We start from the raw sequence: 25335 nt of genomic DNA on the forward strand, positions 1-25335 counted from the left end.
AGGTGGCCGTGACTGACTATGAGATCAGTTTCGACAGGGCGCGGATCGATTTCCGCGCCACTTCCGAAATTCTGAAAGCGGCCTATTGGGGCAAGCACCGCACCGATGCGGGCCACGAGCAGGCCTTCGCCAATTCGCTCTGCGCTGCCGCCTACTTGAACGGCCAGCAAGTGGCCTTTGCCCGCGCCGTCACCGACCGCACCTATTTCGGCTATCTCTGCGACATCATGGTCTGGCCCGAGCATCGCGGGCAGGGGCTGGGCCGCAGGCTGGTCAAGGCGTTCCTCGATCATCCCGAACTCGGCTGCATCCTGCACTGGGGCCTGTCGACATCGGATGCGCATGGCGTCTACGAAAAGCTCGGCTTCGTCCGGTCGACGGACGGGCAGTATATGCGCCTGTCGCGCACGCCATCGTCCTGAGCGTCTTACGTCGGTCTAAAGTTCTCTTTGCTAATTTGTTGCAGCTTTACCGCACCGTTTGATCCAAAGCAGCTTTCCTGGGCCTGCGGTCTTGGCGAACACAATTGCCTATTCTATAAGCAACTTCCCGCGTTTCCCCGCTTCGGGAGGGCACGAATGACAGAATTTGACATCGTTATGCGAGGTTCCGAGGCCTAGCTCTCAAGCGCGGCGCCGACGAGGATTGCCCTCATTCGGCCAAGCTTCGGGTTAGGTCTTCTTCAGCCTCGGTCACCGCCGGCGGGTTTCCGGCTGGTTGCCAAATTCGTTTTCGTACCCCGCATCTCCCGGTCGGCTTTGCCGTCCTTTCGCGGTGTTTCCATAGCTGACTTCTTATTGGGATCGGGCGGCTTGTCGCCCCCGAATGACATTATGGCTCGTTTTCGTATCGACTGGCGCGGCGGGGCGTTCCGCAGTGTCTTCGGCTTCACTGCCCAGCATTGGCGCCGCCAGCCTGTCCGGCTGACGGTGATCGGCATTGCAGTGCTTTTGTCGACCATGGCCGACGTTCTCACGCCGCTTTACTCCGGCCGGCTGGTCGATGCCGTCGCCTCCGGCGCGGCAAGCGATGTCGTGGCCTGGAATGCTGCGGTTTCGGCATTCGTCATGCTGCTTGCGTTGGCGCTTGGCGCGATCGTCATGCGGTACGTCACCTTCATGGGCATCGTGAAGCTGACGCTCGACATGATGTCCGACATCGCCTCCGATGCCTTTTTCCGCATCCAGCGTTTCTCGACCGACTGGCACGCGAACGCCTTCGCCGGCTCGACCGTGCGTAAGGTGACGCGTGGCATGTGGGCGCTAGACCTGCTGAACGACACGATCCTGATCGCTCTTCTACCGTCGCTGGTGATGCTGGTCGGCTCGACCATCCTGCTGGCCTGGTATTGGCCGATGATGGGCCTTATCGTGGCGGTCGGCTCGCTGCTCTACATCGTGCTGACGGTGTCGCTCTCGCTCAGCTACGTCGCGCCGGCGGCGAGCCTTGCCAACCGCTGGGACACAAAGCTGGGCGGTGCGCTGGCCGATGCGGTGAGCTGCAACTCCGTCGTCAAGGCTTTCGGCGCCGAGCATCGGGAAGATGCGGTCCTGTCGAAGGTTCTGGGCAAGTGGCAGCACCGCACCGACCGCACCTGGTCGCGCGGCACGATCAACGGCACGGCGCAGGGCGTGACGCTGCTTATCCTGCGCGCTGCGGTGATCGGCTTTGCGCTGCTTCTCTGGGCGAATGGGCAGGCAAGCGCCGGCGACATCGCCTTCGTGCTGACCTCGTTCTTCGTGCTCCAGGGCTATCTACGCGACGTCGGCATGCATGTGCGCAACCTGCAGCGCTCGGTCAACGACATGGAGGAACTCGTCGACATCCACGGCCAGCCCCTGGGCATCGATGACAAGCCGCACGCGAGGTCGATCGAGATCACCGATGGTGAAATCAAGTTCGACAAGGTGACCTTCCACTATGGCAGCCACCATTTGCCGCTCTATCGCGACTTCTCCGTCACGATCAAAGCGGGCGAGCGGGTGGGGCTTGTCGGACATTCGGGCTCCGGCAAGACGACCTTCGTCAAGCTCATCCAGCGGCTCTACGACGTCAGCGGCGGGCGCGTCCTGATCGACGGACAGGACATCTCGCAGGCGCGGCAGTCCTCGCTGCGTTCGCAGATCGCCATCGTGCAGCAGGAGCCGATCCTGTTCCACCGGTCACTGGCCGAGAACATAGCCTATGCTCGGCCCGGCGCCACGCAGGCGGAGATCGAGAAGGCGGCAAAGCTCGCGAGCGCGCACGACTTCATCACCCGCCTGCCGAAGGGCTATGGCACGCTGGTGGGTGAGCGCGGGGTGAAGCTGTCGGGCGGCGAGCGCCAGCGTGTGGCGATAGCCCGGGCCTTCCTGGCCGACGCACGGATCCTGATCCTGGACGAGGCAACCTCGAGCCTGGATTCGGAATCGGAGGTGCTGATCCAGCAGGCGATGGAGCGGCTGATGGTCGGGCGGACCACGCTCGTCATCGCGCACCGGCTTTCCACCGTGCAGGCGCTCGACCGGCTCTTGGTGTTCGATCGCGGCCGCATCGTGGAAGAGGGCGACCACGCTGCCCTCATTCGGCTCAACAACGGCATCTATCGCCGCCTGTTTGAGCGGCAGGCGCTGGAACTGACCAAGGGCCTAGTCTGAAAAGGGTATTGTGGGCCACGCTTTGCCGTGGCCCATGATCCGCATGGCAGCCTTGCCAATGTCCTAAGCATCCGTTAACCGGTGCAAATGACCGTAACCGTTCGCTTCGCTCCGTCGCCGACAGGCCGTATCCACATCGGCAATGCGCGCACCGCGCTGTTCAACTGGCTGTTTGCCCTGAAGAATGGCGGCCGCTTCGTCCAACGCTTCGACGACACCGACATCGCGCGCTCGAAGCAGGAATATGCCGACGCCATTCTCTATGACCTGCACTGGCTGGGCATTTTCCCGGATGCCACCGAGTATCAGTCGCGTCGCTTCGGCCGTTACGACGAAGTCACGGAATGGATGAAGGCAGCCGGGCTGCTCTATGCCTGCTACGAGACGCAGGAAGAGCTCGAACTGCGCCGCAAGATCCGCCTTTCGCGAAAGCTGCCGCCGGTCTATGGCCGCGAGGCGCTGAAGCTTACGCCTGAGGAACGCGAGGCTCTGGAGGCCGAAGGCCGCAAGCCGCACTGGCGCTTCCTGCTGCCCAATTTCAAGCACGACCCGTTCGAAACCGAACGTACCGAGATCCACTGGAACGATCTCGTACGCGGCGAGGAGACCGTGGATCTCGCTTCGCTCTCGGACCCGGTTCTGGTGCGCGAGGACGGGACCTATCTCTACACGCTGCCTTCCGTGGTCGACGATATCGACATGGGCATCACCCATATCATCCGCGGCGACGACCATGTCACCAACACCGGCGTGCAGATCGCGCTGTTCCGCGCGCTGGGCGCCGAGGCGCCGATCTTCGGCCACCACAACATGCTGACAACGAGCGGCGGCGAGGGGCTGTCGAAGCGCACGGGCGCGCTGTCGATTTCGGGCCTGCGCGAATCCGGCATCGAACCTATGGCGGTTGCCTCTCTGGCGGTGCTGATCGGCTCGTCGGAAAACGTTGCCGCCATGCCGAGCATGTCGGAACTGGCCTCCCATTTCGATCCGGCGGCGACGTCCAAGTCGGCTTCGAAATTCGATCCGGACGAGCTCGTCGTCCTCAACCGTACGCTGCTTCACAAGATGCCGTTCGAGCAGGCCCAAGACCGACTCTCGGCCCTCGGCGTATCGGGCGATCAGGCGGAAGCCTTCTGGCTTGCTGTGCGCGGCAATCTCGACAGGCTGGCGGATGCCGCAGGCTGGTGGCGTATCGTCCGTCAGGGACCGGAGCAGCCGGCGGAACTGTCCGAAGGTGATGCCGAGTTCGTGGGGCAGGCGCTCGACCTTCTGCCCGAAGAACCCTGGGATCGCGAAACCTGGAAGTCGTGGACCAATGCGGTGAAGGAAGCGACCGGCCGAAAGGGCAAGGCCTTGTTCATGCCGCTGCGCCTGGCGCTTACTGGCCTGGCTTCCGGCCCGGAGCTCGCAGATCTATTGCCCCTTCTGGGTCGGGAAGGAACACTGGCCCGACGACCCTGACCTTGCGGTTCGGGTCGAGGTCGCGCTCGACCGGCGGCTCGCGTGTCGCGCTGCTGGCCGTCTTAACCTTGGCAGGCGAGGCGGGAGGCTCCGGCTTTACGATGGACGATGAATGGGTCGGATCGGATGCCGTCGCCGGGGCATCGGGCCGCGGGGGATTGCCGGCGATGATCTCGAAGCCGGAGGACTGCTGGCCCGTATCATCGACGGGATCCAGCGTCTGTCGCTCAATAGCCTGATTGTCGTTTAGCGAGGCGGTGTCGCTCTGTTCGCCAGAGGCATATCCGTCGTCTTGATCGCTGACTGCAGCCTCGTCGCTCTGTTCGTTGGGCCCGGCCTCGTTGAGGATCTGGTCGATTGTGCGTCCGTTCCTGGCGTCCGCATCGGTCGTGGAATCCAGAGGATATGAGTCCGCTTCCTGGCGGCAGCCATTGGCATCTAGCGCCGCGATGATTTCTTCAGGCGACCTTGCGGGAGCAACATAAGCGGCCTCGGCGCGCGCGCGTTGCAGGCTGTCGAGATTGCTCTCCATCTTCGCCAGGGTGGCGTTCAGGCTGGTGCAGTTCTCCGCGCCGCGCCCGGTCGAGGAAAAGCCGCAGCCGGTCACTTGCGCACGATTCCGCAGCTTGACGATCTGATCGCGCTGCTTGGCGATCGCGGTGTCGTATTTGGCCGTATTGGGCGCCTGGCGAGGCGCGAGGCCAACCAGCTCGGCTTCGAGCTGGTCGCACAGGCGAGGATTGGCAGGGGCTTGCGCGATAGCGGCGAAGACGCCTGAGGAGGTGCCGGCAAGGATAGCAATTGCCTTGAGGAACCTTTTTGACCCGGCCGTCATCTTCACTCCGATATTCCTTCGCCCCCCGCTGTGGCGCCTAGCACAAGCGGGGTTAACTGCCGATTTACACTTAAAATCCGGTCTCTCGGATTTCGTTCCGTTTCCCTCAGTCCGGCTTGGCCAGCGTCGCCTGGGCCCTGTGCCCGGCTTCAACGACGGCCAGCGCGGTCATGTTGACCACGCCGCGCGACGTCACAGAGGGCGTCAGGATGTGTGCGGGCTGTGCCGTGCCGAGCAGGATCGGGCCGACATGCAGCGCATCCATCATCATCTTGACGGTGTTCAGGGTGATGTTGGCCGCGTCGAGGTTCGGGAAGACGAGAAGATTGGCTTCGCCCTTCAGCGTCGAGTGCGGATAGACCCTCTGCCGCAGGTGCTCTGAAAGCGCCGAATCGGCATGCATTTCACCGTCGCATTGCAGGTCGGGCGCCACTCGCTTCAGGATCTCGGCTGCCTCGCGCATCTTCAGCGCGCTCGGCGCGTCGCGCGAGCCGAAATTCGAGAAGGACAGCAGCGCGGCCTTGGGCTCGATGCCGAAGCGGCGGATTTCCTCGGCCGCCAGGATCGTCATCTCGGCGATCTCTTCCGCGGTCGGGTCGATGGTGACGTAGGTGTCGGTGAGGAAGATGACGCCACGGCTCGTGATCAGCATGGAAAGTGCCGAGAGATCGTGATCCCGCACGCCTTCGCGAGCGCCGACCAGCAGCTTCACGTGGCGCAGGTGGCGGGCGAAGCGACCGTCGAGACCGCAGATCATGGCGTCGGCTTCGCCGCGGCGTACCGCAAGGCCCGCGATCACCGTGCTCTCGGTGCGGACCATGGTGCGCGCCGCTTCCTGGGTGATGCCGCGCCGGCCGCCGAGTTCGATCAGCAGTTCGACATAGTCGCGATAGCGCGGATCGTCTTCCGGATTGATCAGCTCGAAGTCGGTGCCCGGCCGGATGCGCAGGCCATAGCGGCGCAAGCGCACGTCAACGACGTTAGGACGGCCGATGAGGATCGGCTGGGCGATGCCTTCCTCCAGCACCACCTGTGCCGCGCGCAGCACGCGCTCGTCCTCGCCATCGGCATAGATGACGCGCTTTGCGCTGGAAGCCTTGGCAGCGGAGAACACCGGCTTCATCACGAGGCCGGAGCGGAAGACGAAGCGGTTGAGCCGGTCGAGATAGGCCGGGAAATCGGTGATCGGGCGGGTAGCCACGCCGCTTTCGCAAGCTGCCTTGGCCACGGCCGGGGCGATACGCAGGATGAGGCGCGGATCGAACGGCGAGGGGATCAGGAAGTCCGGCCCGAACATCGGCGTCTCGCCCGAATAGGCCTTTGCGGCGACGTCGGAAGGCTCCTCTCGCGCCAGCGAGGCGATCGCGCGGACCGCTGCCAGCTTCATCTCTTCGTTGATGGCGCTCGCTCCGCAATCGAGCGCGCCGCGGAAGATGTAGGGGAAGCAAAGGACGTTGTTGACCTGGTTGGGGAAGTCAGAGCGCCCGGTGCAGATCATGGCGTCGGGGCGGGCGGCGCGCGCCACTTCCGGCATGATTTCAGGCGTCGGGTTGGCCAAGGCAAGGATCAGCGGCTTTTCGGCCATATCCTTCAGCAGTTCCGGCCGCAGGACGCCGGCAGCGGAGAGGCCCAGGAAAACGTCGGTGCCACCGATGACATCGTCCAGCGTCCGCGCGTTGGTGTCCTTGACGTAAGGATCCTTCCAGCGGTCCATTTCCTCGACGCGGCCTTTATAGGCGACGCCGTAGCGGTCCGTGACCCAGATGTTCTCGACCTTGGCGCCGAGCGAGACGAGCAGGTTGAGGCAGGCAAGTGCTGCCGCGCCGGCGCCCGAGGTGACGATCTTGACGTCCTCGATCTTCTTGCCGGCAAGCTCCAGCCCGTTGAGGATGGCAGCGGCGACGATGATGGCGGTGCCGTGCTGGTCGTCATGGAAGACGGGGATCTTCATCCGCGCCTTGAGCTGCTCTTCGACCTCGAAGCATTCAGGCGCCTTGATGTCCTCAAGATTGATGCCGCCGAAGGTTGGTTCCAGCGCGGCGATGGTCTCGACCATGCGATCGATTTCCGGCGCGTCGATCTCGATGTCAAACACGTCGATGCCGGCGAATTTCTTGAAGAGGACTGCCTTGCCTTCCATCACAGGCTTGGAAGCGAGCGGGCCGATATTGCCGAGACCGAGAACGGCGGTGCCGTTGGAGATCACGGCCACGAGGTTGGCGCGGGCGGTGTAGTCGGCTGCCGTCGCGGGCTCGTCGCGGATCGCAAGGCACGGAGCGGCAACGCCGGGCGAATAGGCGAGCGCCAGGTCGCGCTGGTTGCCGAGCGGCTTGGTCGCCTGGATCTCGAGTTTTCCCGCAACGGGATATTTGTGGAAGAACAGCGCCGCCTCGTTGAGGTCGGAGCGTGCCGCGTTGTCTTTTTCGGTATCCATTTCAGCCGCTTTAATCCGCTCGGTCGTCAGGGCCTGACCCTGGACCATGTTTTTAACACGCAACGCCGCGTTTTCGAGATCGTTCACCGACCGAAAACGCGGGCAATCGCCAAGTTTTCGTGATTCCAAATGGTTGGAACCACTAATTCACAAATTGAGACCGATCTGTGATCGGCTCAGAAGGCGCTCACATAGAGCCCGCCATCCACCGGTATGTTCTGGCCGGTAAGATAGCCCGCATGCGCCGAGCAGAGGAAGGCGCAAATCTGGCCAAACTCCTCCGGCGTGCCGAGTCGCTTGGCTGGAATGTCGGCGCTCAGGCGTTCCTTGCGCTCCTTTGCAGCCTCCGACGTCTCGACTTCGCCGTTTCCGTGCGTCGTGCGCAGGCGGTCAGTGTCGAGCTTGCCGGGCAGCATGTTGTTGATGGTGACGTTGCGGCTGATGACGGTGCGCGCCACGCCGGCCAAGAACGAGGTGAGGCCCGCGCGTGCGCCCGACGACAGGTCCAGCCCCGGGATCGGCACGTAGACCGACAGCGACGTAATGTTGACGATGCGGCCGAAGCCGCGTTCGGCCATGCCGTCGATGACGGCCTGAACGAGCTCGATCGGCGTGATCATGTTGTTGGTGACGCCGTCGATCAATTTCTTGCGATCGAGTTCGGCCAGCGGGCGCGGGGGCGGCCCACCATTGTTGTTGACGAGGATGTCGGGAGAGGGCGCCGCGGCCAGCAGGGCCTTCTGCACGGCCGGATCGGCAACATCGCCCACCACCTCAATGACGCTGACACCGAAGCGGTCGCGGATTTCCTGGGCGGTCTTTGCCAGTTTCTCTTCATCGCGACCGTTCACGACCAGATTGCAGCCTGCCTCGGCCAGGGCCATGGCGCATCCGCGCCCAAGCCCCCGGCTCGATGCGCACACGATTGCCGTCTTTCCCCGAATGCCGAGATCCATGATTTGCTTCTCCGATTTGCAGGCCGATAACCTATCCCTTGTCACGGAAACCGCAACCGTCATACGCCTGTTGCATGAATCTGGGCATAGGCAGCGCAACCGTTAACGGAACGAATGCCATGTCCGGTCAAACGCCCCGCACATTCCGCACCCTGTTCATTTCGGATGTCCATCTTGGCTCCAAGCCGGCAAAGGCGGAGTTTCTGATCGACTTCCTGCGCCACCACGAGGCCGAGACGATCTTTCTCGTCGGCGATATTGTGGACGGCTGGAGGCTGCGCCGTTCCTGGCACTGGCCACAAACCCACAATGACGTGGTCCAGAAGCTGCTGCGGCAGGCCCGCAAGGGCACCAAGATCATCTACATCGCCGGGAACCACGACGAATTCCTTCGCATGTTCCAGGGCACGCATTTCGGCGGCATCGAAGTCGCCGACCGCGCGATCCACGAGGCGGCCGACGGCAAGCGCTACCTGGTCATCCATGGCGACCAGTTCGACGCCATCGTCCACAATGCGCGCTGGCTCGCCTATCTGGGTGACAAGGCCTATGACCTTGCCATCGTCGTCAACCGCGTCGTGTCGCGGCTGCGCCGCATGTTCGGCATGCCTTACTGGTCGTTCTCTTCCTGGGCCAAGATCAAGGTCAAGAAGGCGGTGAACTTCATCGGCGCCTTCCAGGACGTTCTGGCCGAAGAGGCGCGGCGCTCGGATGTCGATGGCGTGATCTGCGGCCACATCCACCACGCGACGATCGAGGATTTCGGCGACGTGAGATACGTCAACACCGGCGACTGGGTGGAAAGCTGCACCGCTGTCGTGGAGCATTTCGACGGCACGATGGAAATCCTGTGCTGGCCGCAGGTGCTGGCGACGAACCCGGTTCCGGAGACGGTCTTCGTGCCGACGGTCATCGAAGGGGGCGCCGTCAAGGCGGCGTGATGGGCATTTGCCATGCATTGGGAGCCTGCGAAACAGCGCGCCCGCATCGATAGGGCGACGCATACGGCCTCGGCCGATCCTGCCGCCCTGCAGCCGGCCGCGAGGCACGCGCGAAAGCTTGGCGTGCTCGGTACGGTGGATGCGAAGCTTCCAGCGATTGCGCGTTCCCGAAATGCCATACGGCCTGAGGCATCAGGCGTAAAAATCCAGGCGAGTAGGCCAGCGGGGTTGCCTTGTTTCCCGGCAATCGGGGTCATGTTAATGGAGCCGGTAGCGCGGCCGGGGATTTTCGCATGAGTCGCGCCCGGACCAGCGCTCCCTCATGCCATTACCGTCGACGCTTTCACCTGATCAGCTTGTCAAGCCGCGCCATTTCGAGCTGCGCATATCGCTGATCTTCCTGGCGATATTCATCCCGCTTGGCGTGCATCTGCCCTATTTCCCGCTGTGGCTGGAATCCAAGGGTTTTGCGGCGGAACAGATTGCGCTCATCCTTTCGGCGCCGATGTTCCTGCGCGTGGTCACCACGCCCTTCATCACCGCAATGGCCGACCGGGCGAAGGATCGTGCCAATGTGCTGATCCTGATGGTCGCGGCAGCGCTTTTGCTCTCGGCCGGCTACTTCCTTGAGCCGACTTATGCCGTCGTTCTTGGCGTTTCGCTGGTGCTGGCGGTGTTCTGGACGCCGCAGACGCCACTGACCGATTCGCTGGCGCTTTCGGGCGTGCGGCGCTTCGGCTCGGTCTATGCGCGAATGAGGATCTGGGGCTCGATCTCGTTTCTGGCAGCCAATCTGGTGGGCGGCGCGGTGCTGGCGGTCTACAGCGCAAATGCCGTGCCGGTCATGATTTCCGTGGGGCTCGTCGGCGCGCTGGCGGCTTCGTTCCTTGCGCCACGCCTGGGGCGCCCGAGACGCGCTTCGCCGCTGTCGGCCACGGAACTGCAGGAGGAGGCGCCAAAGCTCCTCAACGCCTATTTCCTGTTCTTCGTCATCGGAGCCGGGGTGATCATTTCCAGCCACGGCTTCCTTTACAGTTTCGTCTCGATCTACTGGAAATCGATCCAGCTCAGCGAAACGCTGGTCGGCCTGCTGTGGGCCTGGGCCGTGGTGGCCGAGGTCGGCATGTTCATGGTTTTCACGCGCGTCTTCAGCCATATGCGCGCGCCGACGCTTCTGCTGATGGCCGGTCTGGCGGCGATCCTGCGCTGGCTCATGTATCCGCTCATCTGGCCGCTCGGGCTGGGCGCATTCGGCTTCTTCGTCGCGCAGACGCTGCACGCTTTCTCCACCGGCCTCATCCTGATCGGCGTCCAGAAGATGATCGGCGAGACCGTGGCCGAGGAGCGGATGGGCGCGGCGCAGGGCATCGCCTTCTTCGCCAACGGCTTTGCCATGGCGAGCGTGACGCTGTTCTCCGGCGCGCTTTACGATCGGCTCGGCGTCGACGGTTTCTTCGTCATGGCAGGCGTGGCGATGCTCGGCCTGCTCTTTATCGGCCTCGCTGCCCGGTCAGCCCCAAAGCGCCTGCTGGGGAGGCGAGACGAGCGAGCCGTTGTAGACGAGGCCGGGTGAGCGGTCGCGCGCCAGAAGCAGCGGCCCGTCGAGATCGACGAACTCGGCGTCCTGCGCGAGCAGCACCGCCGGTGCCATGGCCAGCGACGTGCCGACCATGCAGCCCACCATGATCGAGAAGCCAAGTTCCTGCGCCCGGTCGCGCAGGAGCAGGGCGGCCGTCAGCCCGCCGGTCTTGTCGAGCTTGATGTTGATCGCGTCATAGAGTCCGAGCAACGAGGTGAGATCCTCGACGCCGTGCCCGCTTTCGTCGGCGCAGATCGGCACCGGGTGCGGAATGTCGCGCAAAATGCCGTCCTTGCCAGCGGGCAGGGGCTGTTCGATCAGCGCGATGCCGAGATCGGCCGCCACTGCCATGTTTTCGCGGATGTTTTGGTCCGTCCAGCCTTCGTTGGCGTCGAGAATGATGCGGCTGTTGGGCGCTGCTTCGGCCACCGCGCGGATTCGGGCAATGTCGCCATCTCCGCCGATCTTGACCTTCAGCAAAGGACGGGCCGCATTCTCGCGAGCCTGCGCGGCCATCGCCTCGGGGGTGCCGAGGGAGAGGGTGTAGGCCGTCTCCAGCGGCTTGGGGGGCGAATCGGAAAGGCGCTGCCATGCGGGGGTGCCGGAGATCTTGGCTTCCAGATCCCAGAGAGCACAATCGACGGCGTTGCGGGCGGCGCCGGCCGGCATCGATTCCATCAGGGTTTGCCGGTCGAGGCCGGTGGCAATCTTGGGTGCAATCGATTCGATAGCTTCCTGCACACCCTCCATGGTTTCGCCATAGCGCTTATAGGGAACGCACTCGCCGCGCCCCGTGAAATCGCCGTCCGAAATCGTGCAAGTTATGACTTCTGCTTCGGTTTTCGAGCCGCGCGAGATCGTGAAGGTGCCGGCTATGGGGAAGCGCTCAGCATTGACCGAAAGGACACGCGCCATAATTTTTTCTCCAACTCTTCGCCGCTGCTTGGCCGATAAAGTGACAGACCCGATATGACGGGATATGACAGGCAGCTATGTTGATCAACGCCAACAATCGGCGGCCTAGCACCGCCACCGAGAATCCACCTCTCGTGACAGAGGTGGAGCGGGATGGCGTGCGTGTCTATGCCCTGTCGGGCTCCTGGATAACCCGTACCGTGGCGCAGGTCGATGCCGAGATACGGCGACTCGAGACGCAGCGGAGCGGCGAAGTGCTGACGCTCGATCTGTCGGGAATCGACAAGATCGATACCGCAGGTGCCTGGCTGATCGACAGGCTTCGGACCGTCAACGAAGGTCACGGCTCCCAGGTCACGCTGCTGGCACAGAGCCGAGAGGCGTCGATCCTGCTCGATGCGGTTCGTGAGGCATCGCGCCGAGGCGCCGATACGGAGCGCGCCAGGGGCCCCGGCCTCCTGATCGTGGCGCTCGAAGCCATAGGTCGCACTGTCTACACGATCCGCGACGACTTCCTCGCCTCGATGAACATATTGGGCTCGACGATCCGCGGCGCGCAATTGAAGCTCGGGCGTGGGCACGCCATCAACCTGGCGGCGATCTTCAATCAGATCGACCGCATGGGCGTCGGGGCTGTCCCCGTGGTGGTGCTGATGTCCACCATCGTCGGTGCGATCGTGGCCCAGCAGGGCGCCTACCAGCTCCGCTATTTCGGTGCCGACATCTTCGTCGTGGACCTGGTCGGCATCCTGATTCTGCGCGAGCTGGGCGTGCTGATGACCGCCATCATGGTGGCCGGCCGATCAGGTAGCGCGATAACGGCCGAGATCGGCTCGATGAAGATGCGCGAGGAAGTGGACGCGCTGAAAGTCATCGGCCTCAACCCGGTGGGCGTTCTGGTGTTCCCGCGACTTGTTGCGCTGGTGATCGCTCTGCCTTGCCTGACGGTTGCCGCCAATTTCGCGGCCCTGGGCGGCGCCATCGTGATTTCCTACTACTATTCGAACATCAGCCCGACGGCATTCGTCGACCGGTTGCGCGTCGGCATCGATCTCAGCACCATCTTCTCCGGGCTGATCAAGGCGCCGTTCATGGCCATGATCATCGGCATTCTGGCGTCCGTCGAGGGACTGAAGGTCGGCGGCAGCGCCGAATCACTGGGCCGCCATGTGACCGCCTCGGTGGTCAAATCGATCTTCGTGGTCATTATCCTGGATGGCGCCTTCGCCATCTTCTTCGCATCCATCGGCTTCTAGAGGCGAAAATGACCCAGGAGGCCCTGACGACCCGGATGGCAAGCGACACGGCGGATGATTCCGATGTCGTGCTTGCCGCCCACAACATCACGGTCGGTTTCGAGGACAACATCGTGCTCGAAAACCTCTCGCTGGACATTCGTCGAGGCGAGATCCTCGGTTTCGTTGGCGCTTCCGGCGCCGGCAAGTCGGTGCTGCTCAGGACCGTGCTTGGGCTGACCAAGAAGCGCTCGGGTACGATCAAAATCTTCGGCGTCGACGTCGACAAGGCCAACGAGGTCGAGCGTATGCGGCTCGACATGCGGCTTGGCGTGCTGTTCCAGCACGGAGCGCTGTTTTCGGCGCTGACCGTGCTTGAAAACGTGCAGGTGCCGATGCGCGAGTATCTCGATCTGCCGAAACGGCTGATGGACGAACTTGCGCTGCTCAAGGTCGAGCTGGTCGGCCTGCCGCGCGATGCGGCCCAGAAATTCCCGTCTGAACTGTCGGGCGGCATGATCAAGCGCGCCGCCCTTGCCCGCGCGCTTGCGCTCGACCCGGACATCGTCTTCCTTGACGAGCCGACCTCCGGCCTCGACCCGATCGGTGCGGCCGATTTCGACGAACTGGTCGCGAAGCTGCGCGACACGATGGGTTTGACCGTCTACATGGTGACTCACGATCTAGACAGCCTTTTCGCGGTGTGCGACCGAATTGCAGTTCTCGGCAAGAAAAGGGTACTGATAGAGGGCACAATAGAAGACATGCTTGCCAGCGAAGAGCCGTGGGTGAAATCTTACTTCCGGGGCAAGCGCGCACGGCAGATCGACTTGGCTGCCAGGGGGTAGAACCAAACCGCGAATGGAAACCAGAGCCAACTACGTCATCGTCGGAATTTTCACTCTCCTAGCGATCCTTTCTGCTTTTGCCTTCGTCTACTGGACGGCGGCAATCGGGGAGCGCGGCGAGACAGCGCTGCTGCGTGTGCGTATTCCCGGCTCCGCCGCAGGTCTCGCGCGCGGTAGCGCGGTGCTGTTCAACGGCGTGAAGGTTGGCGATGTGCGTCGCGTTTTCATCGACGTGCAAAATCCGACGGTGGCAATCGCCGATACGGAGATCGACCGCCTGACCCCGATCACCAAGTCGACTCAGGCCGATATCGGCATTGCAGGCCTGACCGGCCAGGCCAATATCGAGCTCAAGGGTGGCAATCCGCAGGAAGTGAACCTGTTCGACGAGGCGGAGGCGAACGGCAAGGTCGCGGAGATCACGGCCAACCCCTCCGCGGTGACCAATCTGCTCCAGACCGCGCAGGCGCTGTTCAAGCGGGCCGACAACGTGCTCTCCCAAGTCGAGGTTTTCGTCGGCGAGGTGCACGAGCCGCTCACGCGCACGGTCAACAACGCCGAAAAGTTCTCGGAAGCGCTCGGCCGCAACGCCGAGGGCGTCGACAAGTTTCTTGCTAATGTGAGCAAGCTGTCGGAAACGCTAGGTGGGGTTTCCGGCAAGATCGAGGGCACGCTTACGGCTGTCGACGACCTATTGAAGTCCGTCAACAAGGACAAGGTGTCGGAAATCGTCACCAATCTCCAGAAGTTCACCAGCAATCTGAACGAGAACACCAAGGATCTCGACAAGATCATTGCCGGTGTCCAGAAGGCGGTCGGCAACATCAACGGCTTTGCCGAGAAGGGCAGCGACACGCTGACCAAGGCCGACGGCATCCTGAGCGCCGTCAATCCCGAGTCCCTGCGCACCACGCTCGGCAACTTCCAGGATGCCAGCCGCGACGCCAAGACTGCTGCGTCCGATGTGGCGAAGGTCACCGAGAAATTCGGCAACCGGTCCCACGACATCGATCGCATGATCAGCGATGCGACCGAGCTTGCCCACCGCCTCAACGCGGCTTCCGTGCGCATCGACGGCATATTGACGAGGGTCGACCAGTTGCTGGGCTCCGGTCAGGCGAATGGCCTGATGTCCGAGGCAACCGGGACGTTGAAGGCGTTCCGCCAGGTTGCGGACACGCTCAATGCTCGCCTCGACACGATTTTGAACGGGATACAGCAGTTCACCGGGCCCGGCCTGCGCGACGTCGAGGCGTTCGTCCGCGATGGCCGCCGGTCGATCAACCGCATCGAACAGGCCATTACAGACCTGGAGCGCAACCCGCAGCGGATCATTACCGGTGGAGAGGGTACCGTTCGGGAGTATGACGGGCGGGCACGACGTTGACATTGCCGGACGCGCATTCGAAGAAAGCGTTGGTACAGATATAGATTTGCCGCCGCACGGCGGAAGAAGCTGTAATCTTGGGGACGGGATTAGCGGTGAAGACATTTCAGGTCATGGCGGGCGTTGCGGCCGTCTCGTTGACGCTTTCGGGTTGCGCGCTGTTCAAAAGCCCCACCCCGCTCGACTCCTATGAGTTGTCGGCGCCCTCTGGCACGGCAAAGCAGATGCGCAAGCGCGTGCAGATCCTGATCGCCGAGCCGCCGGCCCTGAAATCGCTGGACGGCCAGAACATCGTCATCAGGCGCCCGTCCGGCGTCATTGAATTCCTCAAGGGCGCCCAGTGGTCGGACCGCCTGCCGCGCATCGTGCAGGCGCGCCTTGCCGAAACCTTCCAGCGTTCCGGCGCCTTCGCCGGCGTCGGCTTGCCCGGCGAAGGCCTGGCGATCGACTATCAGGTGATCGCGGAACTGCGCACCTTCGAGGTGCATGTCGACGGCGACCGCAACGCCCATATCGAGCTGTTCGTCCGCCTGCTCAACGACCGCAACGGCGAAGTGCGCGCGTCCCACGATTTCACGGCCAGTTCGCCGGTGAGCGGAAGCGGCAATGATGCTTATGCGCAGGCGCTCAACCGGGCATTCGAAAAAGTGGCCGCTGACATCGTCGAGTGGACGGATTCGGTCATCTGACCACGGCTGTTGCAGCCAGTAGTGACGCTGTCGCACTGACCACTCAGCCCGGTTCCGGGATTTGCAGACAAAGAAAAAGGCGGGAGTTTTCTCCCGCCTTTTTTGTTGTTCCTATGTGCTGCTCTGCTTCCGTAGGCGCCCACCAAACGGAAGTCCGAAGGGCCGGGCCGCTTGGGCCGGCCATCGTCTTGGCCGTGCCTCCAGCCCGCTTTGCGATGAGGCCGTCGGCCTTGTCCCAAGCCACCACCGGCAGAATGTTTCCGAATAGGCATGAAAGTCTCTGGCTGTGCGGCTTCTGTGCCGAAAGAGACCTTTCGCACTGACCGCTCAGCCCGGTTCCGATATTTGCAGACAAAGAAAAAGGCGGGAGTTTTCTCCCGCCTTTTTGGTTTTGCCTATGGGCTGCTTTCCTTACCGGAGGCGCCCGCTCGCATGGGCCAGCATGGTGTAGACCTTGCCGGTGTCGGACGAGAGGTAGGTCTGCGTCATGACGTTGTCGTGGTCATTGCGCGAGACGTCCTTCAGCAGCTTTTCGAAGTCGTCGCAGTAGCGGTCCACCGCGGCGCGGAACTCGCCGTCGGCCTGGTACTTGCGGCGGATCTCGTCAAAGGTCTGCTGTCCCTTGAGGGTGTAGAGCCTGCGCGTGAACACGTCGCGCTCGCCACGGCGATAGCGGTTCCACAGCTCGATCGAGGCCTCGTGGTCGATCGCGCGAGCGATGTCGACCGAGAGCGAGTTGAGCGATTCGACGACATGGGCCGGCGAACGGGCGGCGGCTGCCGCGCGGGGCGCGTCGGCGGGCGGCGTCGGCCGTGCAGCTTCGTCGCGCGAGGCGCCGCTCAGCAGGTCACGCACCCAGCCGCCGGGCTGGGGACGGGCATTGCCCTGGGCCCGTGCGGGCGCGGCGGGGCGCTGCTCGACCTCCAGGCTACCACGCAGCGCGAGGTCGCCTGCCGGCGCACGCGGCGCTTGCGGAGCGGGCGCGGGTGCCGGTGCCGGCGCTGCAGTGCGCGGCTCGGGCGCACGGGCGACCGGAGCTTTGTCGGCCACGTCGACCGTGCGGCCGGACTTGGCCACGATCTCGGACAGCTCCTTCAGCGCCTTGATCTGCTCGGTCACGGCGCGGCGCATGGCGGTCGTCGACTGCTTGGCCTCTTCGGGCATGTCGAGCACGCCCTTCTTCAGCTCGGCGCGGGTGTCGTCGAGCTCGCTCTTGATCGAGCTTGCCGTGCGGCGCATGTCCTCGGTCGCGTCGGCAAAGCGCTTGGTCGCCGCTTCCACGACTTCCGTGATCGCGCCGCGGATCTTGTCGGTCGAGGCGAGGGTGCGGCTTTCGGCCTTTTCCAGAGCCTTGCCGACCAGGTCCTCGAACGACTTCATGACGCGCTCGAGGTCTTCCGACTTCTTCACCAGGCCGACCGCGAGGTCTTCCAGCGAGGACTGGCGCTCGAGCGTGTGCTCGAGATTGTTCTGGGCCGAGCTGAGAAGTTCCGACGCGCTCGACAGAAGGCGGCTGTGGTCGTCGAAGCGGGTCGCGATGGATGCCACTTCCTTGAGCGTTGTGGACGACATTTCGGTGAGGCGGGTGGCGTTGGAGTCCACCAGCCGGGCCGAGCTTGCGAACGTCTGGGCAGCCTTCTCGGTCGTTGCGGCAAAGCTCTGGGTGCTGCCGACGAGACGTTCGTCGACATTGGAGAGATTGGCCGCAGCCTTTTCGATCAGGTCGTTGAGCTGTGCGCTCGACAGCGACAGACGGTCGATCAGGCCGCTGACGCCTTCCGCGAGGTTCGAGCGGGCGCCTTCGACTGCCGAAAGCGTTTCGGCGGTGCGGGTGGCAAGCGCGTTGACCAGCGCGGCATTTTCGGTGCGCATGCGCTCGGTGGCGCGCTGGGTGGCCTGCTCAAGGCCGCGCTGCAGGTCGGTGCCGGTTTCGGCGAAGCGGTCGACCAGCGGGCGGGCGTTTTCGTCGAGGATCTTGGTGATCTCGGCGGAACGCTCGGCCAGCATCGCGTTAAGTTCGCGGGTGTTGGCGCCGATGGTGCGCGCAGCCTCGTTCGTGCTCTGGCCGATGTGCTGGCCCACAGCGGTGAAGGTGTCGGCGATCGTGTTGGCACGCGCGACGAGCTGGGTTTCGGCCTGGGCAATGTGCTCGCCGAGCCTCTGGCCGACCGAATCGGCACTGGCGGCGAGGCGGCTTTCGGCCTGGGTCACATGCTCGTTGACGCGAGCCGCTACGGCATCGACGCCTGCTGCGAAGCGCTCGTCGGCACCGGTGAGCGTCTCCTCGATCGCCTTGGCGCGAGCATCCAGCTGCTCTGCCGTCTGCTGGGCGCGGACGATGACCCGCTGCTCGGTCGCAGCGACGGTGTTGGCGATGCCCGAGACATGCGCGCTGATGATCGACGAGCCTTCGGCGACGCGGGCCGCAATGCGCTGGTCCGCCGCTTCGAAGACTTGGCCGATCTCGGCGGCACGACCGGCGAGCGACTCGGCGCTCTCGCTGGTGCGGGCGGCGATACGCTGGTGGGTGTCCTCGAACATCTGGCCGATTTCGGCTGCACGGCCGGAGAGCGCGTCGGCGCTTTCGTTGACGCGCGCGGCGATCCGCTGGTCAGCGGCTTCGAAGACCTGGCCGAATTGGGCTGCACGACCGGAGAGCACCCGGGCGCTTTCGCTGACGCGCGCGGCAATCTGCTGGTCCGCGGCTTCGAAGACCTGGCCGATCTCGGCGGCGCGACCGGAGAGCGCCTCGGCGCTCTCGTTGACGCGGGCCGCGATCCGCTGGTCGGCAGCTTCGAAGACCTGGCCGATCTCGGCGGCGCGACCGGAGAGTGCCTCGGCACTTTCGTTGACACGAGCGGCTATCCGCTGGTCGGCGGCTTCGAAGACGTGGCCGATCTCGGCGGCGCGTCCGGCAAGCGCCTCCGCACTTTCGTTGACGCGAGCCGCAAGGCGTTCGTCGGCAGCCTCGAAGTTGCGGACGATCTCGACGGCACGTGCGCCAAGCGTGGTGGCGCCGTCGGCGATGCGCGAGACGAACTGGCGATCGGCGGCGTCGAAGATGCTGCCGAGCTCAGCGGCGCGGGCGGCAAGGGCCTCGGCGGATTCGCCAATACGCTGGCCGAGCTGCTGGTCGGCGCTCTCGAAGTTGCGCAGGATGTCGCTGGCGCGAACCGCGAGCGAGTTCGCGGTCTCGATCGCGCGGGCAACCAGCTTCTGGTCCGCTTCGTCGAAGGTGCGGACGAGGTCGCCGGCACGGGCTGCGATCGCGTTGGCGGTGTCCTCGGCCTGCGCAATGAGCGTGCCGGAGGTTTCCTGTGCACGGGCAGCGAGCCGGCTGTCGGCTTCCTCGAAGGCGCGCGTGATGTCGTCGGCGCGGGCGAGGAGGGCGGCAGAGGTCTGTTCGGCGCGCGCGGCGATCTGGCGGTCGGCGTCAGTGAAGGCGTTACCGGCTGCCTCGTTGAGGGCAGCGGTGACTTCGAGCACCTTTTCGCGAAGCGAACCGGCCACGACGACGGCACTGCCTTCGAGGGCCATGCGCACATTGTCGACGCCGAGCGTCAGGGCGCGTTCCATCGTGCTGGTGCGCTCTTCGATGACGCCAGTCTGGCGACGGAAGGCTTCCTCGATCTTCTCGACGTCGGTGGCGAGGGCTTCCGAAATGTCGATGCGCTTGTCGGCGATGAGCTGGATGTGCGTCGACACGGCATCGTCGATCTCACGGCGCGTTTCCGCCAGCCGGGTGAGGTCGTCATCGAGGGCGCGGGTCAGCATGTCGCGGCCTTCGGACAGCTTGCCGATATGCGCGGCGATGATCTCGTCGACGCCCGAACGGCTGCCGGCGATCTTCTGCATGTCGGCTTCGAGCGCCTGAGAGAGGACCTCGCGGCCTTCGGCGATCTTGGTGACCTGGTCGGCGACGAGGCCGTCGATCTGCGAGCGCGCGACGGTCAGCTTCTGGAGGTCGGCTTCGAGGGCGCGGCGGAGAATGTCGCGGCCTTCGGCCAACTTCTCGACCTGACCCGCGACGAGGCCGTCGATGCCCGATCGACTGTCGGCCAGCTTGGCGAGATCCTCTTCGAGGGTGCGCGTCAGCATGGCGCGGCCTTCTTCGAGGCGGCGGCTCTGGCTTGCGATCAGGCCTTCGATATTGGCGATGTCGGCTTCAAGCGCTCGGGTCAGCACGCTGCGGTTTTCACCGACCTTCTCGGCCTGGCCGGCCACGAGGCCTTCCATGCTGGCAACGTCGGCTTCGAGCGCCTGCGACAGGAGCTTGCGGCCTTCGATGAGCTTGTCGGCCTGGGCTGCGATCAGCCCTTCGATGTTGGCGATGTCGGCTTCGAGGGCGCGGGTCAGCACGTCGCGGCCATGCGCAAGCCGTTCAACCTGGGTGGTGACGACGCCTTCGATGGCGCCGTGGCTCTCGGCCAGCCTGTTCAGATCGTCTTCCAGCGACCTGGTCAGCGTGCGGCGGCTTTCGTTGAACTTCTCCGCATGGCGGTTGACCATGTCGTCGATGCTGGCGAGGTCCGCTTCGAGGGCGCGGCGCAGGATGTCGCGGCCTTCGGCCAGCTTCTCGACCTGACCGGCAACGAGGCCATCGATGCTCGAGCGGCTTTCGGCCAGCTTGGTAAGGTCGGCCTCGAGGGCGCGCTTGAGAATGTCGCGGCCTTCGGCCAGCTTCTCGACCTGACCGGCGACGAGGCCGTCGATGCTTGAGCGGCTTTCGGCCAACTTGGTGAGATCGTCTTCGAGAGCGCGCTTGAGGATGTCGCGGCCCTGGGCCAGCTTCTCGACCTGACCGGCGACGAGGCCGTCTATGCTGGAGCGGCTGTCGGCGAGCTTGGCGAGATCGTCTTCGAGGGCGCGCTTGAGGATGTCACGACCCTGGGCCAGCTTCTCGACCTGGCCGGCAACGAGGCCGTCGATGCTGGAGCGGCTGTCTGCCAGCTTGGCAAGATCTTCTTCCAGTGCGCGCGTCAGGCGTTCGCGGCCCTGGTCGAGCTTTTCCAGCTGTCCATCGACGAGCTGATCGATGCTCGAACGACCTTCTGCGATCTTGTTGAGATCGGCTTCGAGGGCACGCGAGAGCACGTCGCGGCCTTCGGCCAGCTTCTCGACCTGACCGGCGACGAGGCCATCGATGCTCGAGCGGCTTTCGGCCAGCTTGGCAAGGTCGGCGTCAAGAGCGCGCGTGAGGATGTTGCGGCCTTCTGCGAGCTTGCCGATGTGCCCGGAGACCATTTCGTCAATGCCGGCCTGGGTTTGGGTCAGCTTCTGCGAGTCCTCGGTCAGCGAGCGGGCAAGGTTTGCGCGGCTTTCCGCCAAACGTTCCAGATGTTCACCGAGCGAAGCGTCGAGCGTGGCGCGCGTCTCGTTGATCTTGCGCAGGTCCTCGTCGAGCGCGTGCGAGATCATGGTGCGGCCTTCGGCGAGCTTCAGCACCTGCAGGCTGACGGCTTCGTCGATGCCGGCGCGGCTTTCCTCGAACTTGGCGAGGTCCGCGTGCAGCGAGGAGGCGATGCGGCTGCTGGTTTCCGCGAACTTCGCGGCATGCGAGTCGACCGCCTCGTCGATGCCCTTGCGCGCCTCTGCAAGCTTCTGCAGGTCGGTGTCGAAGGCACCGGAAACAGTGTGCCGTGCTGCTTCGAGACGGTCGGCGAAGTCGCCGGCGCGAGCCTCGAGCATGGAGGAGGTGGACGTGACCATGTCGGCCATCTGGGCGCCGATCCGGGCGCGGCCTTCGTCGATCATGGCCGAAAGGTTCTGATTGCCTTCCGTGAAGGTGGTGGCGATCTCGCGAGCACGCTCGACCAGCGTTTCGTTGATCTGGCGGGCGCGGGCCTCAAGTGCGGCATTCAGCTTTTGCGTGCCGGTATCAAGCGCTTCGGCGCGGATCTGGAACTCGCTGATCAGGGCCTGGCCGCGCTCGGCCAGGGTGCGTTCGATGTCCTTGAGGCTGGTTTCGAAATCTGCGTTGAGCGTACGCGCGGCGCCGCCCAGCAGCGACACCATGCCGGCCGTGCGGTCGTCCAGCAGGTCGGACAGCGACCGCGTCATCTGGTCCGTGCTCTGGGTGAGCTTGGCAATACGCGTGTCGAGCAGGCTGGCAAAGGCCTCGCCCGAGGTCGTGATGCGGTCGCCGATCACGTCGAGGCGCTGGTCGATCGACTCAAAGATGGACGAGCCGCTTTCGTTGATGCGGTCGATCAGCGAGTCACCGGAATTGGTGATCGTCATCGACAGCCGCGTGGACGCGTTGAGGATGTTCTGGCGAATGATATCGCCCGCCGAATCCAGCTCGTCGCGCAGGGTCTCATGCGCACCGGCAATCGAGCTGCGCACGCGCTCGGCATGGGTGACGACGGCTTCGCGTTCGCTGCCAAGTCCGTCAACCAGCGCGCGGATGCGGGTTTCGTTTTCGGAGTAGGAGCGCTCGATCTGGCTCACTTCGGTGTGCACCAGGGTTTCCAGCTCGACGGCGCGGGCGAGCGTGCGCTCGATGCCTTCGCCCATGGCAGCGACTTCGCGGCGCACGGCCTGACCGACGGTCATCACGCGATCCTGGGCGAGGTTCTCCGGCTCCGCGAGGCGGAAGGCGACTTCGGTCATCGACTGGGCGGCGAGGCGCATGTCCTGCGCGCGTCGAATCATCAGGCCAAAGGCCCAGAAGAGAATGATCGGCGTGATCGTGGCGACGCCCAGCAGGATCAGATAGGGCTGGGCCACGATCTCCTGGAACGAGCGGATCTGGAAGAGAGGCGGCGAGAACAGCGTGTTGGCGAGCAGAACGCCGCCGCCGATCCACAACAGCGTCAGAACGGCGACCAGCCAATAGATGCCGCTGGACGAGCGGCGGTTGATGCTGTGCAGCAGGGCGCGATAGTCCTTCTGCTGGTCATCATTGGCGGCAGCAAAGCCATTGCCGCGATTGGCGGCCGCTTCGACGGTTGCCTTCGGCTCCGGCTGGTTCGCTGGCTTGGCGGCTGCGGGCTTGGTGGCCGCGGGCTTTGGAGTGGCATTGCGGGCGGAAGCCTGAGCGGCCTTCTCGGCGCGGCTTTCGCGAGCCAGCTCGTCGGCGGCCTGCGATATCTGCGCCTCCAGGTCCTGCATCGAGGCGGCTATATCGAGATCGTCGGCACCAGCCGCGAGGTCGAAGTCCAGCGCGTCCTCAAGTTCCTTAGCGACGTCAGTGTCGAGATTCTTGGTTGTCGAGCTATTTTTCGCCATGTCGCCGTTACCCTGTACTCGTGCCGCGAGACCGACAAATTCCGGCCCTTATATGTTCGCGAGCGAGGCATTTTATGGACTCGTCGTACCGTACTGGCACAGGCGGGTAAAGGAAACTTGAATCCCGACTAATGCGTAAAACTTTAAATATGTGGTTAACAATGGCGTGAAACCGGCGGAATTGCTGGCGTTTTCGGGGTTTTGACCGTTAACCCGTTATCCACATGATTGAAGCAGTTTCACCGCTCATGAGGGCTCCGCCCGAGAAGGTAAAAATGGCACCGCAGGATACCAGCGCCGTCGGATTTTCCATGCCGGGGGGCGAAAGCAGCGATCAGGCACGATCGCGTCCCATCGATCTCATCCACCTGGGCAAACAGACCATGGGCGACCGCTCCCTCGAAGAAGAGGTGCTTGGCCTGTTCGTGCACCAAGCGCTGCAGGTGCGCGACCAGATTGGCGCCGCCAGCATCGACGAGCGTCTGCGTCTCGCCCACGGGCTGAAAGGCTCGGCGCAGGGGGTCGGCGCATTCGCTATCGCAGACTGTGCCGCAGACATCGAGAAGCAGCCGCACGACGGGCAGGTGCTGCAGCGTCTGGCGGCTCTTGTCGACGAGGTACACGACTTCATCGCGGCGATCAGCCGCTAGCGATTTTCCCAAAGATGCCGATTGCGTCATTTCAGGACGCTTTTGCGCGGTGTTGACATGCGCGCCGGAGTGATTATCTCGGCTGAGTATTCGTTTCAGGGGCAGTAATGACCAAGCTTTCCTTCGTTGCATTTGATGGCACACGTTTCGACGTGGAGGCCGAGAACGGCTCGACCGTCATGGAGAACGCAATCCGCAATGCCGTGCCAGGCATCGAAGCCGAATGCGGCGGCGCTTGCGCTTGTGCCACGTGCCACGTCTACGTCGATGAGGAGTGGATCGGTATCGTAGGCGAGCCGGAGGCCATGGAAGAAGACATGCTCGACTTCGCCTACGACGTGAGGCCGAACTCGCGGCTATCGTGCCAGATCAAGGTGCGCGACGAGCTCGACGGCCTGGTCGTGCGGGTTCCTGAACGACAGGGATAGCCGAACTCCCTTCCATCGACGGGTGCGATCGGCGATCCTCATGCGAGGATGATATCGGCGACGCATCCGGGGCTTTTTGATGGAAAGCGGCAAGGCAGATGTATTGATCGTGGGGGCAGGGCCGGTCGCGCTTTTTGCGGTGTTCGAGCTCGGCCTGCTCGACATGAAATGCCACCTCGTCGACATACTCGACCGCCCGGGCGGTCAGTGTGCCGAGCTCTATCCCGAAAAACCGATCTACGACATTCCGGGCTGGCCGGTGATTTCGGCGCAAGGGCTGGTCGACCAGCTTTTGAAGCAGATCGCTCCCTTCAAGCCGAAATTCAGCTTCAACTCCATGGTCAGCGGGCTCGAAAAGCTCGGCGATGGCGGTTTCCGCGTCACTCTGGACGATGGCGAGACCATCGAGGCCAAAGTCATCGTGATCGCCGCCGGCGGCGGCTCGTTCCAGCCCAAGCGTCCGCCGATCCCGGGCATCGAAGCCTACGAGGGAACCAGCGTCTTCTATTCTGTCAGGCGGATGGAGGCGTTCCGGGATCAGGATCTGGTGATCGTCGGGGGTGGCGATTCTGCGCTCGACTGGACGCTCAACCTTCAGCCCAGCGCGCGGCGCGTCGCGCTCGTGCACCGCAGGCCCGAATTCCGGGCCGCGCCTGACAGCGTCAATAAGATGCTGGCAATGCAAGAGCGGGGCGAGATCGATTTCTGGATCGGCCAGATCGTTCGCCTGACGGGAGATGCGGGCCAGCTTTCTTCCGTGACGGTGAAAGGGCCCGACGGCGAAATAGACGTCGCCTGCACGCGCATGCTGCCCTTCTTCGGCCTGACGATGAAACTGGGGCCCATCGCGGACTGGGGGCTGGAACTGCACGAGAACCAGATTCCCGTCGATACCGAAAAGTTCGAGACCTCGACGCCCGGCATCTTCGCCATCGGCGACATCAGCTGGTATCTGGGGAAACTGAAGCTGATCCTGTCGGGCTTCCATGAATCCGCATTGATGGCGCAGGCGGCCAAGCGGATCGTCAGCCCCGGCGAGCGGGTGGTGTTCCAGTACACCACGTCATCCACGAGCCTGCACAGGAAGCTCGGGGTGCCCGACTAGGGTTGC

At 63.8% G+C, this 25335-nt stretch carries 17 protein-coding genes; 12 read left to right on the plus strand and 5 right to left on the minus strand.

Annotated features, from left to right (window positions below; genetic code table 11):
• Nucleotides 1-8: 8 nt before the first annotated feature.
• The 3 genes from M2281_RS16775 (at nucleotide 9) to gltX (ending at nucleotide 4097) form a co-directional block, all read left to right on the plus strand.
• Nucleotides 9-422 carry a GNAT family N-acetyltransferase gene (locus tag M2281_RS16775; protein ID WP_280822313.1) on the plus strand — a complete coding sequence of 138 codons (414 nt, stop codon included), beginning with the start codon at nucleotides 9-11 and terminating at the stop codon, nucleotides 420-422.
• Nucleotides 423-833: 411 nt separating this feature from the next.
• Entirely contained in the window at nucleotides 834-2636 is a 1803-nt protein-coding gene (locus tag M2281_RS16780; protein WP_280822314.1) for an ABC transporter ATP-binding protein, read from the plus strand.
• 87 nt (nucleotides 2637-2723) lie between these two features.
• Entirely contained in the window at nucleotides 2724-4097 is a 1374-nt protein-coding gene (gene gltX / locus M2281_RS16785) for a glutamate--tRNA ligase (RefSeq protein ID WP_280822315.1), read from the plus strand.
• Here gltX and M2281_RS16790 read toward each other — a convergent pair.
• From M2281_RS16790 to M2281_RS16800, 3 genes are all read right to left on the minus strand, one after another.
• Nucleotides 4015-4932, minus strand: coding sequence for a hypothetical protein (locus tag M2281_RS16790; RefSeq protein ID WP_280822316.1), 918 nt, complete (start codon nucleotides 4930-4932; stop codon nucleotides 4015-4017). The two genes, gltX and M2281_RS16790, sit on opposite strands and share 83 nt — an antisense overlap.
• Before the next feature lie 106 nt (nucleotides 4933-5038).
• Nucleotides 5039-7366, minus strand: a complete 2328-nt coding sequence (locus M2281_RS16795; RefSeq protein ID WP_280822317.1) for an NADP-dependent malic enzyme — start codon at nucleotides 7364-7366, stop codon at nucleotides 5039-5041.
• A gap of 176 nt (nucleotides 7367-7542) precedes the next feature.
• Nucleotides 7543-8322 carry an SDR family oxidoreductase gene (locus M2281_RS16800; protein WP_280822318.1) on the minus strand — a complete coding sequence of 260 codons (780 nt, stop codon included), beginning with the start codon at nucleotides 8320-8322 and terminating at the stop codon, nucleotides 7543-7545.
• A gap of 119 nt (nucleotides 8323-8441) precedes the next feature.
• Between M2281_RS16800 and M2281_RS16805 the strand changes: the two genes are divergently transcribed.
• Both M2281_RS16805 and M2281_RS16810 read left to right on the plus strand, forming a co-directional pair.
• On the plus strand, nucleotides 8442-9263 hold the full coding sequence (locus tag M2281_RS16805; protein ID WP_280822319.1) for a UDP-2,3-diacylglucosamine diphosphatase: 822 nt from the start codon (nucleotides 8442-8444) through the stop codon (nucleotides 9261-9263).
• Between the two features lie 322 nt (nucleotides 9264-9585).
• A complete protein-coding gene (locus M2281_RS16810; protein WP_280822320.1) occupies nucleotides 9586-10836 on the plus strand; it encodes an MFS transporter in 1251 nt (416 codons plus the stop codon).
• Here M2281_RS16810 and dgcA read toward each other — a convergent pair.
• Nucleotides 10774-11757 carry an N-acetyl-D-Glu racemase DgcA gene (gene dgcA / locus M2281_RS16815; protein ID WP_280822321.1) on the minus strand — a complete coding sequence of 328 codons (984 nt, stop codon included), beginning with the start codon at nucleotides 11755-11757 and terminating at the stop codon, nucleotides 10774-10776. The two genes, M2281_RS16810 and dgcA, sit on opposite strands and share 63 nt — an antisense overlap.
• Before the next feature lie 77 nt (nucleotides 11758-11834).
• On the opposite strand from dgcA, the gene M2281_RS16820 reads away from it, so the two are divergent.
• The 4 genes from M2281_RS16820 to M2281_RS16835 all read left to right on the plus strand — a co-directional run bounded on the left by M2281_RS16820 (nucleotide 11835) and on the right by M2281_RS16835 (nucleotide 15916).
• On the plus strand, nucleotides 11835-13013 hold the full coding sequence (locus M2281_RS16820; RefSeq protein ID WP_280822322.1) for an ABC transporter permease: 1179 nt from the start codon (nucleotides 11835-11837) through the stop codon (nucleotides 13011-13013).
• An 8-nt stretch (nucleotides 13014-13021) separates the two neighbouring features.
• On the plus strand, nucleotides 13022-13840 hold the full coding sequence (locus tag M2281_RS16825; protein WP_280822323.1) for an ABC transporter ATP-binding protein: 819 nt from the start codon (nucleotides 13022-13024) through the stop codon (nucleotides 13838-13840).
• A 13-nt stretch (nucleotides 13841-13853) separates the two neighbouring features.
• Nucleotides 13854-15227, plus strand: a complete 1374-nt coding sequence (locus M2281_RS16830) for an MlaD family protein (RefSeq protein ID WP_280822324.1) — start codon at nucleotides 13854-13856, stop codon at nucleotides 15225-15227.
• 95 nt (nucleotides 15228-15322) lie between these two features.
• Complete coding sequence (locus M2281_RS16835; RefSeq protein ID WP_425537742.1) at nucleotides 15323-15916, plus strand: ABC-type transport auxiliary lipoprotein family protein; 594 nt, start codon at nucleotides 15323-15325, stop codon at nucleotides 15914-15916.
• Nucleotides 15917-16327: 411 nt separating this feature from the next.
• Here M2281_RS16835 and M2281_RS16840 read toward each other — a convergent pair whose 3' ends face one another.
• The gene (locus tag M2281_RS16840) at nucleotides 16328-23146 is read right to left on the minus strand and encodes a kinesin (protein WP_280822325.1); all 6819 of its coding nucleotides are present in this window, start codon (nucleotides 23144-23146) and stop codon (nucleotides 16328-16330) included.
• Between the two features lie 275 nt (nucleotides 23147-23421).
• Between M2281_RS16840 and M2281_RS16845 the strand changes: the two genes are divergently transcribed.
• The 3 genes from M2281_RS16845 to M2281_RS16855 all read left to right on the plus strand — a co-directional run bounded on the left by M2281_RS16845 (nucleotide 23422) and on the right by M2281_RS16855 (nucleotide 25329).
• The gene (locus tag M2281_RS16845; RefSeq protein WP_280822326.1) at nucleotides 23422-23796 is read left to right on the plus strand and encodes an Hpt domain-containing protein; all 375 of its coding nucleotides are present in this window, start codon (nucleotides 23422-23424) and stop codon (nucleotides 23794-23796) included.
• A 107-nt stretch (nucleotides 23797-23903) separates the two neighbouring features.
• Nucleotides 23904-24224 carry a 2Fe-2S iron-sulfur cluster-binding protein gene (locus tag M2281_RS16850; RefSeq protein WP_280822327.1) on the plus strand — a complete coding sequence of 107 codons (321 nt, stop codon included), beginning with the start codon at nucleotides 23904-23906 and terminating at the stop codon, nucleotides 24222-24224.
• A 79-nt stretch (nucleotides 24225-24303) separates the two neighbouring features.
• On the plus strand, nucleotides 24304-25329 hold the full coding sequence (locus tag M2281_RS16855) for an NAD(P)/FAD-dependent oxidoreductase (protein ID WP_280822328.1): 1026 nt from the start codon (nucleotides 24304-24306) through the stop codon (nucleotides 25327-25329).
• The last annotated feature ends 6 nt before the right edge of the window (nucleotides 25330-25335 follow it).

The organism is Pseudaminobacter soli (ex Li et al. 2025) (genome assembly GCF_029892515.1).
In the GTDB taxonomy this organism is placed as follows: Bacteria; Pseudomonadota; Alphaproteobacteria; order Rhizobiales; family Rhizobiaceae; genus Pseudaminobacter; species Pseudaminobacter soli_A.

What these genes read in the sequence shown, in the direction of transcription:
- M2281_RS16780 (WP_280822314.1), top strand. Translation starts at nt 834, where the DNA reads ATGGCTCGTTTTCGTATCGACTGGCGCGGCGGGGCGTTCCGCAGTGTC.
- gltX (WP_280822315.1), top strand. Translation starts at nt 2,724, where the DNA reads ATGACCGTAACCGTTCGCTTCGCTCCGTCGCCGACAGGCCGTATCCAC.
- M2281_RS16790 (WP_280822316.1), bottom strand. Translation starts at nt 4,932, where the DNA reads ATGACGGCCGGGTCAAAAAGGTTCCTCAAGGCAATTGCTATCCTTGCC.
- M2281_RS16795 (WP_280822317.1), bottom strand. Translation starts at nt 7,366, where the DNA reads ATGGATACCGAAAAAGACAACGCGGCACGCTCCGACCTCAACGAGGCG.
- M2281_RS16800 (WP_280822318.1), bottom strand. Translation starts at nt 8,322, where the DNA reads ATGGATCTCGGCATTCGGGGAAAGACGGCAATCGTGTGCGCATCGAGC.
- M2281_RS16805 (WP_280822319.1), top strand. Translation starts at nt 8,442, where the DNA reads ATGTCCGGTCAAACGCCCCGCACATTCCGCACCCTGTTCATTTCGGAT.
- M2281_RS16810 (WP_280822320.1), top strand. Translation starts at nt 9,586, where the DNA reads ATGCCATTACCGTCGACGCTTTCACCTGATCAGCTTGTCAAGCCGCGC.
- dgcA (WP_280822321.1), bottom strand. Translation starts at nt 11,757, where the DNA reads ATGGCGCGTGTCCTTTCGGTCAATGCTGAGCGCTTCCCCATAGCCGGC.
- M2281_RS16820 (WP_280822322.1), top strand. Translation starts at nt 11,835, where the DNA reads ATGTTGATCAACGCCAACAATCGGCGGCCTAGCACCGCCACCGAGAAT.
- M2281_RS16825 (WP_280822323.1), top strand. Translation starts at nt 13,022, where the DNA reads ATGACCCAGGAGGCCCTGACGACCCGGATGGCAAGCGACACGGCGGAT.
- M2281_RS16830 (WP_280822324.1), top strand. Translation starts at nt 13,854, where the DNA reads ATGGAAACCAGAGCCAACTACGTCATCGTCGGAATTTTCACTCTCCTA.
- M2281_RS16840 (WP_280822325.1), bottom strand. Translation starts at nt 23,146, where the DNA reads ATGGCGAAAAATAGCTCGACAACCAAGAATCTCGACACTGACGTCGCT.
- M2281_RS16845 (WP_280822326.1), top strand. Translation starts at nt 23,422, where the DNA reads ATGGCACCGCAGGATACCAGCGCCGTCGGATTTTCCATGCCGGGGGGC.
- M2281_RS16850 (WP_280822327.1), top strand. Translation starts at nt 23,904, where the DNA reads ATGACCAAGCTTTCCTTCGTTGCATTTGATGGCACACGTTTCGACGTG.
- M2281_RS16855 (WP_280822328.1), top strand. Translation starts at nt 24,304, where the DNA reads ATGGAAAGCGGCAAGGCAGATGTATTGATCGTGGGGGCAGGGCCGGTC.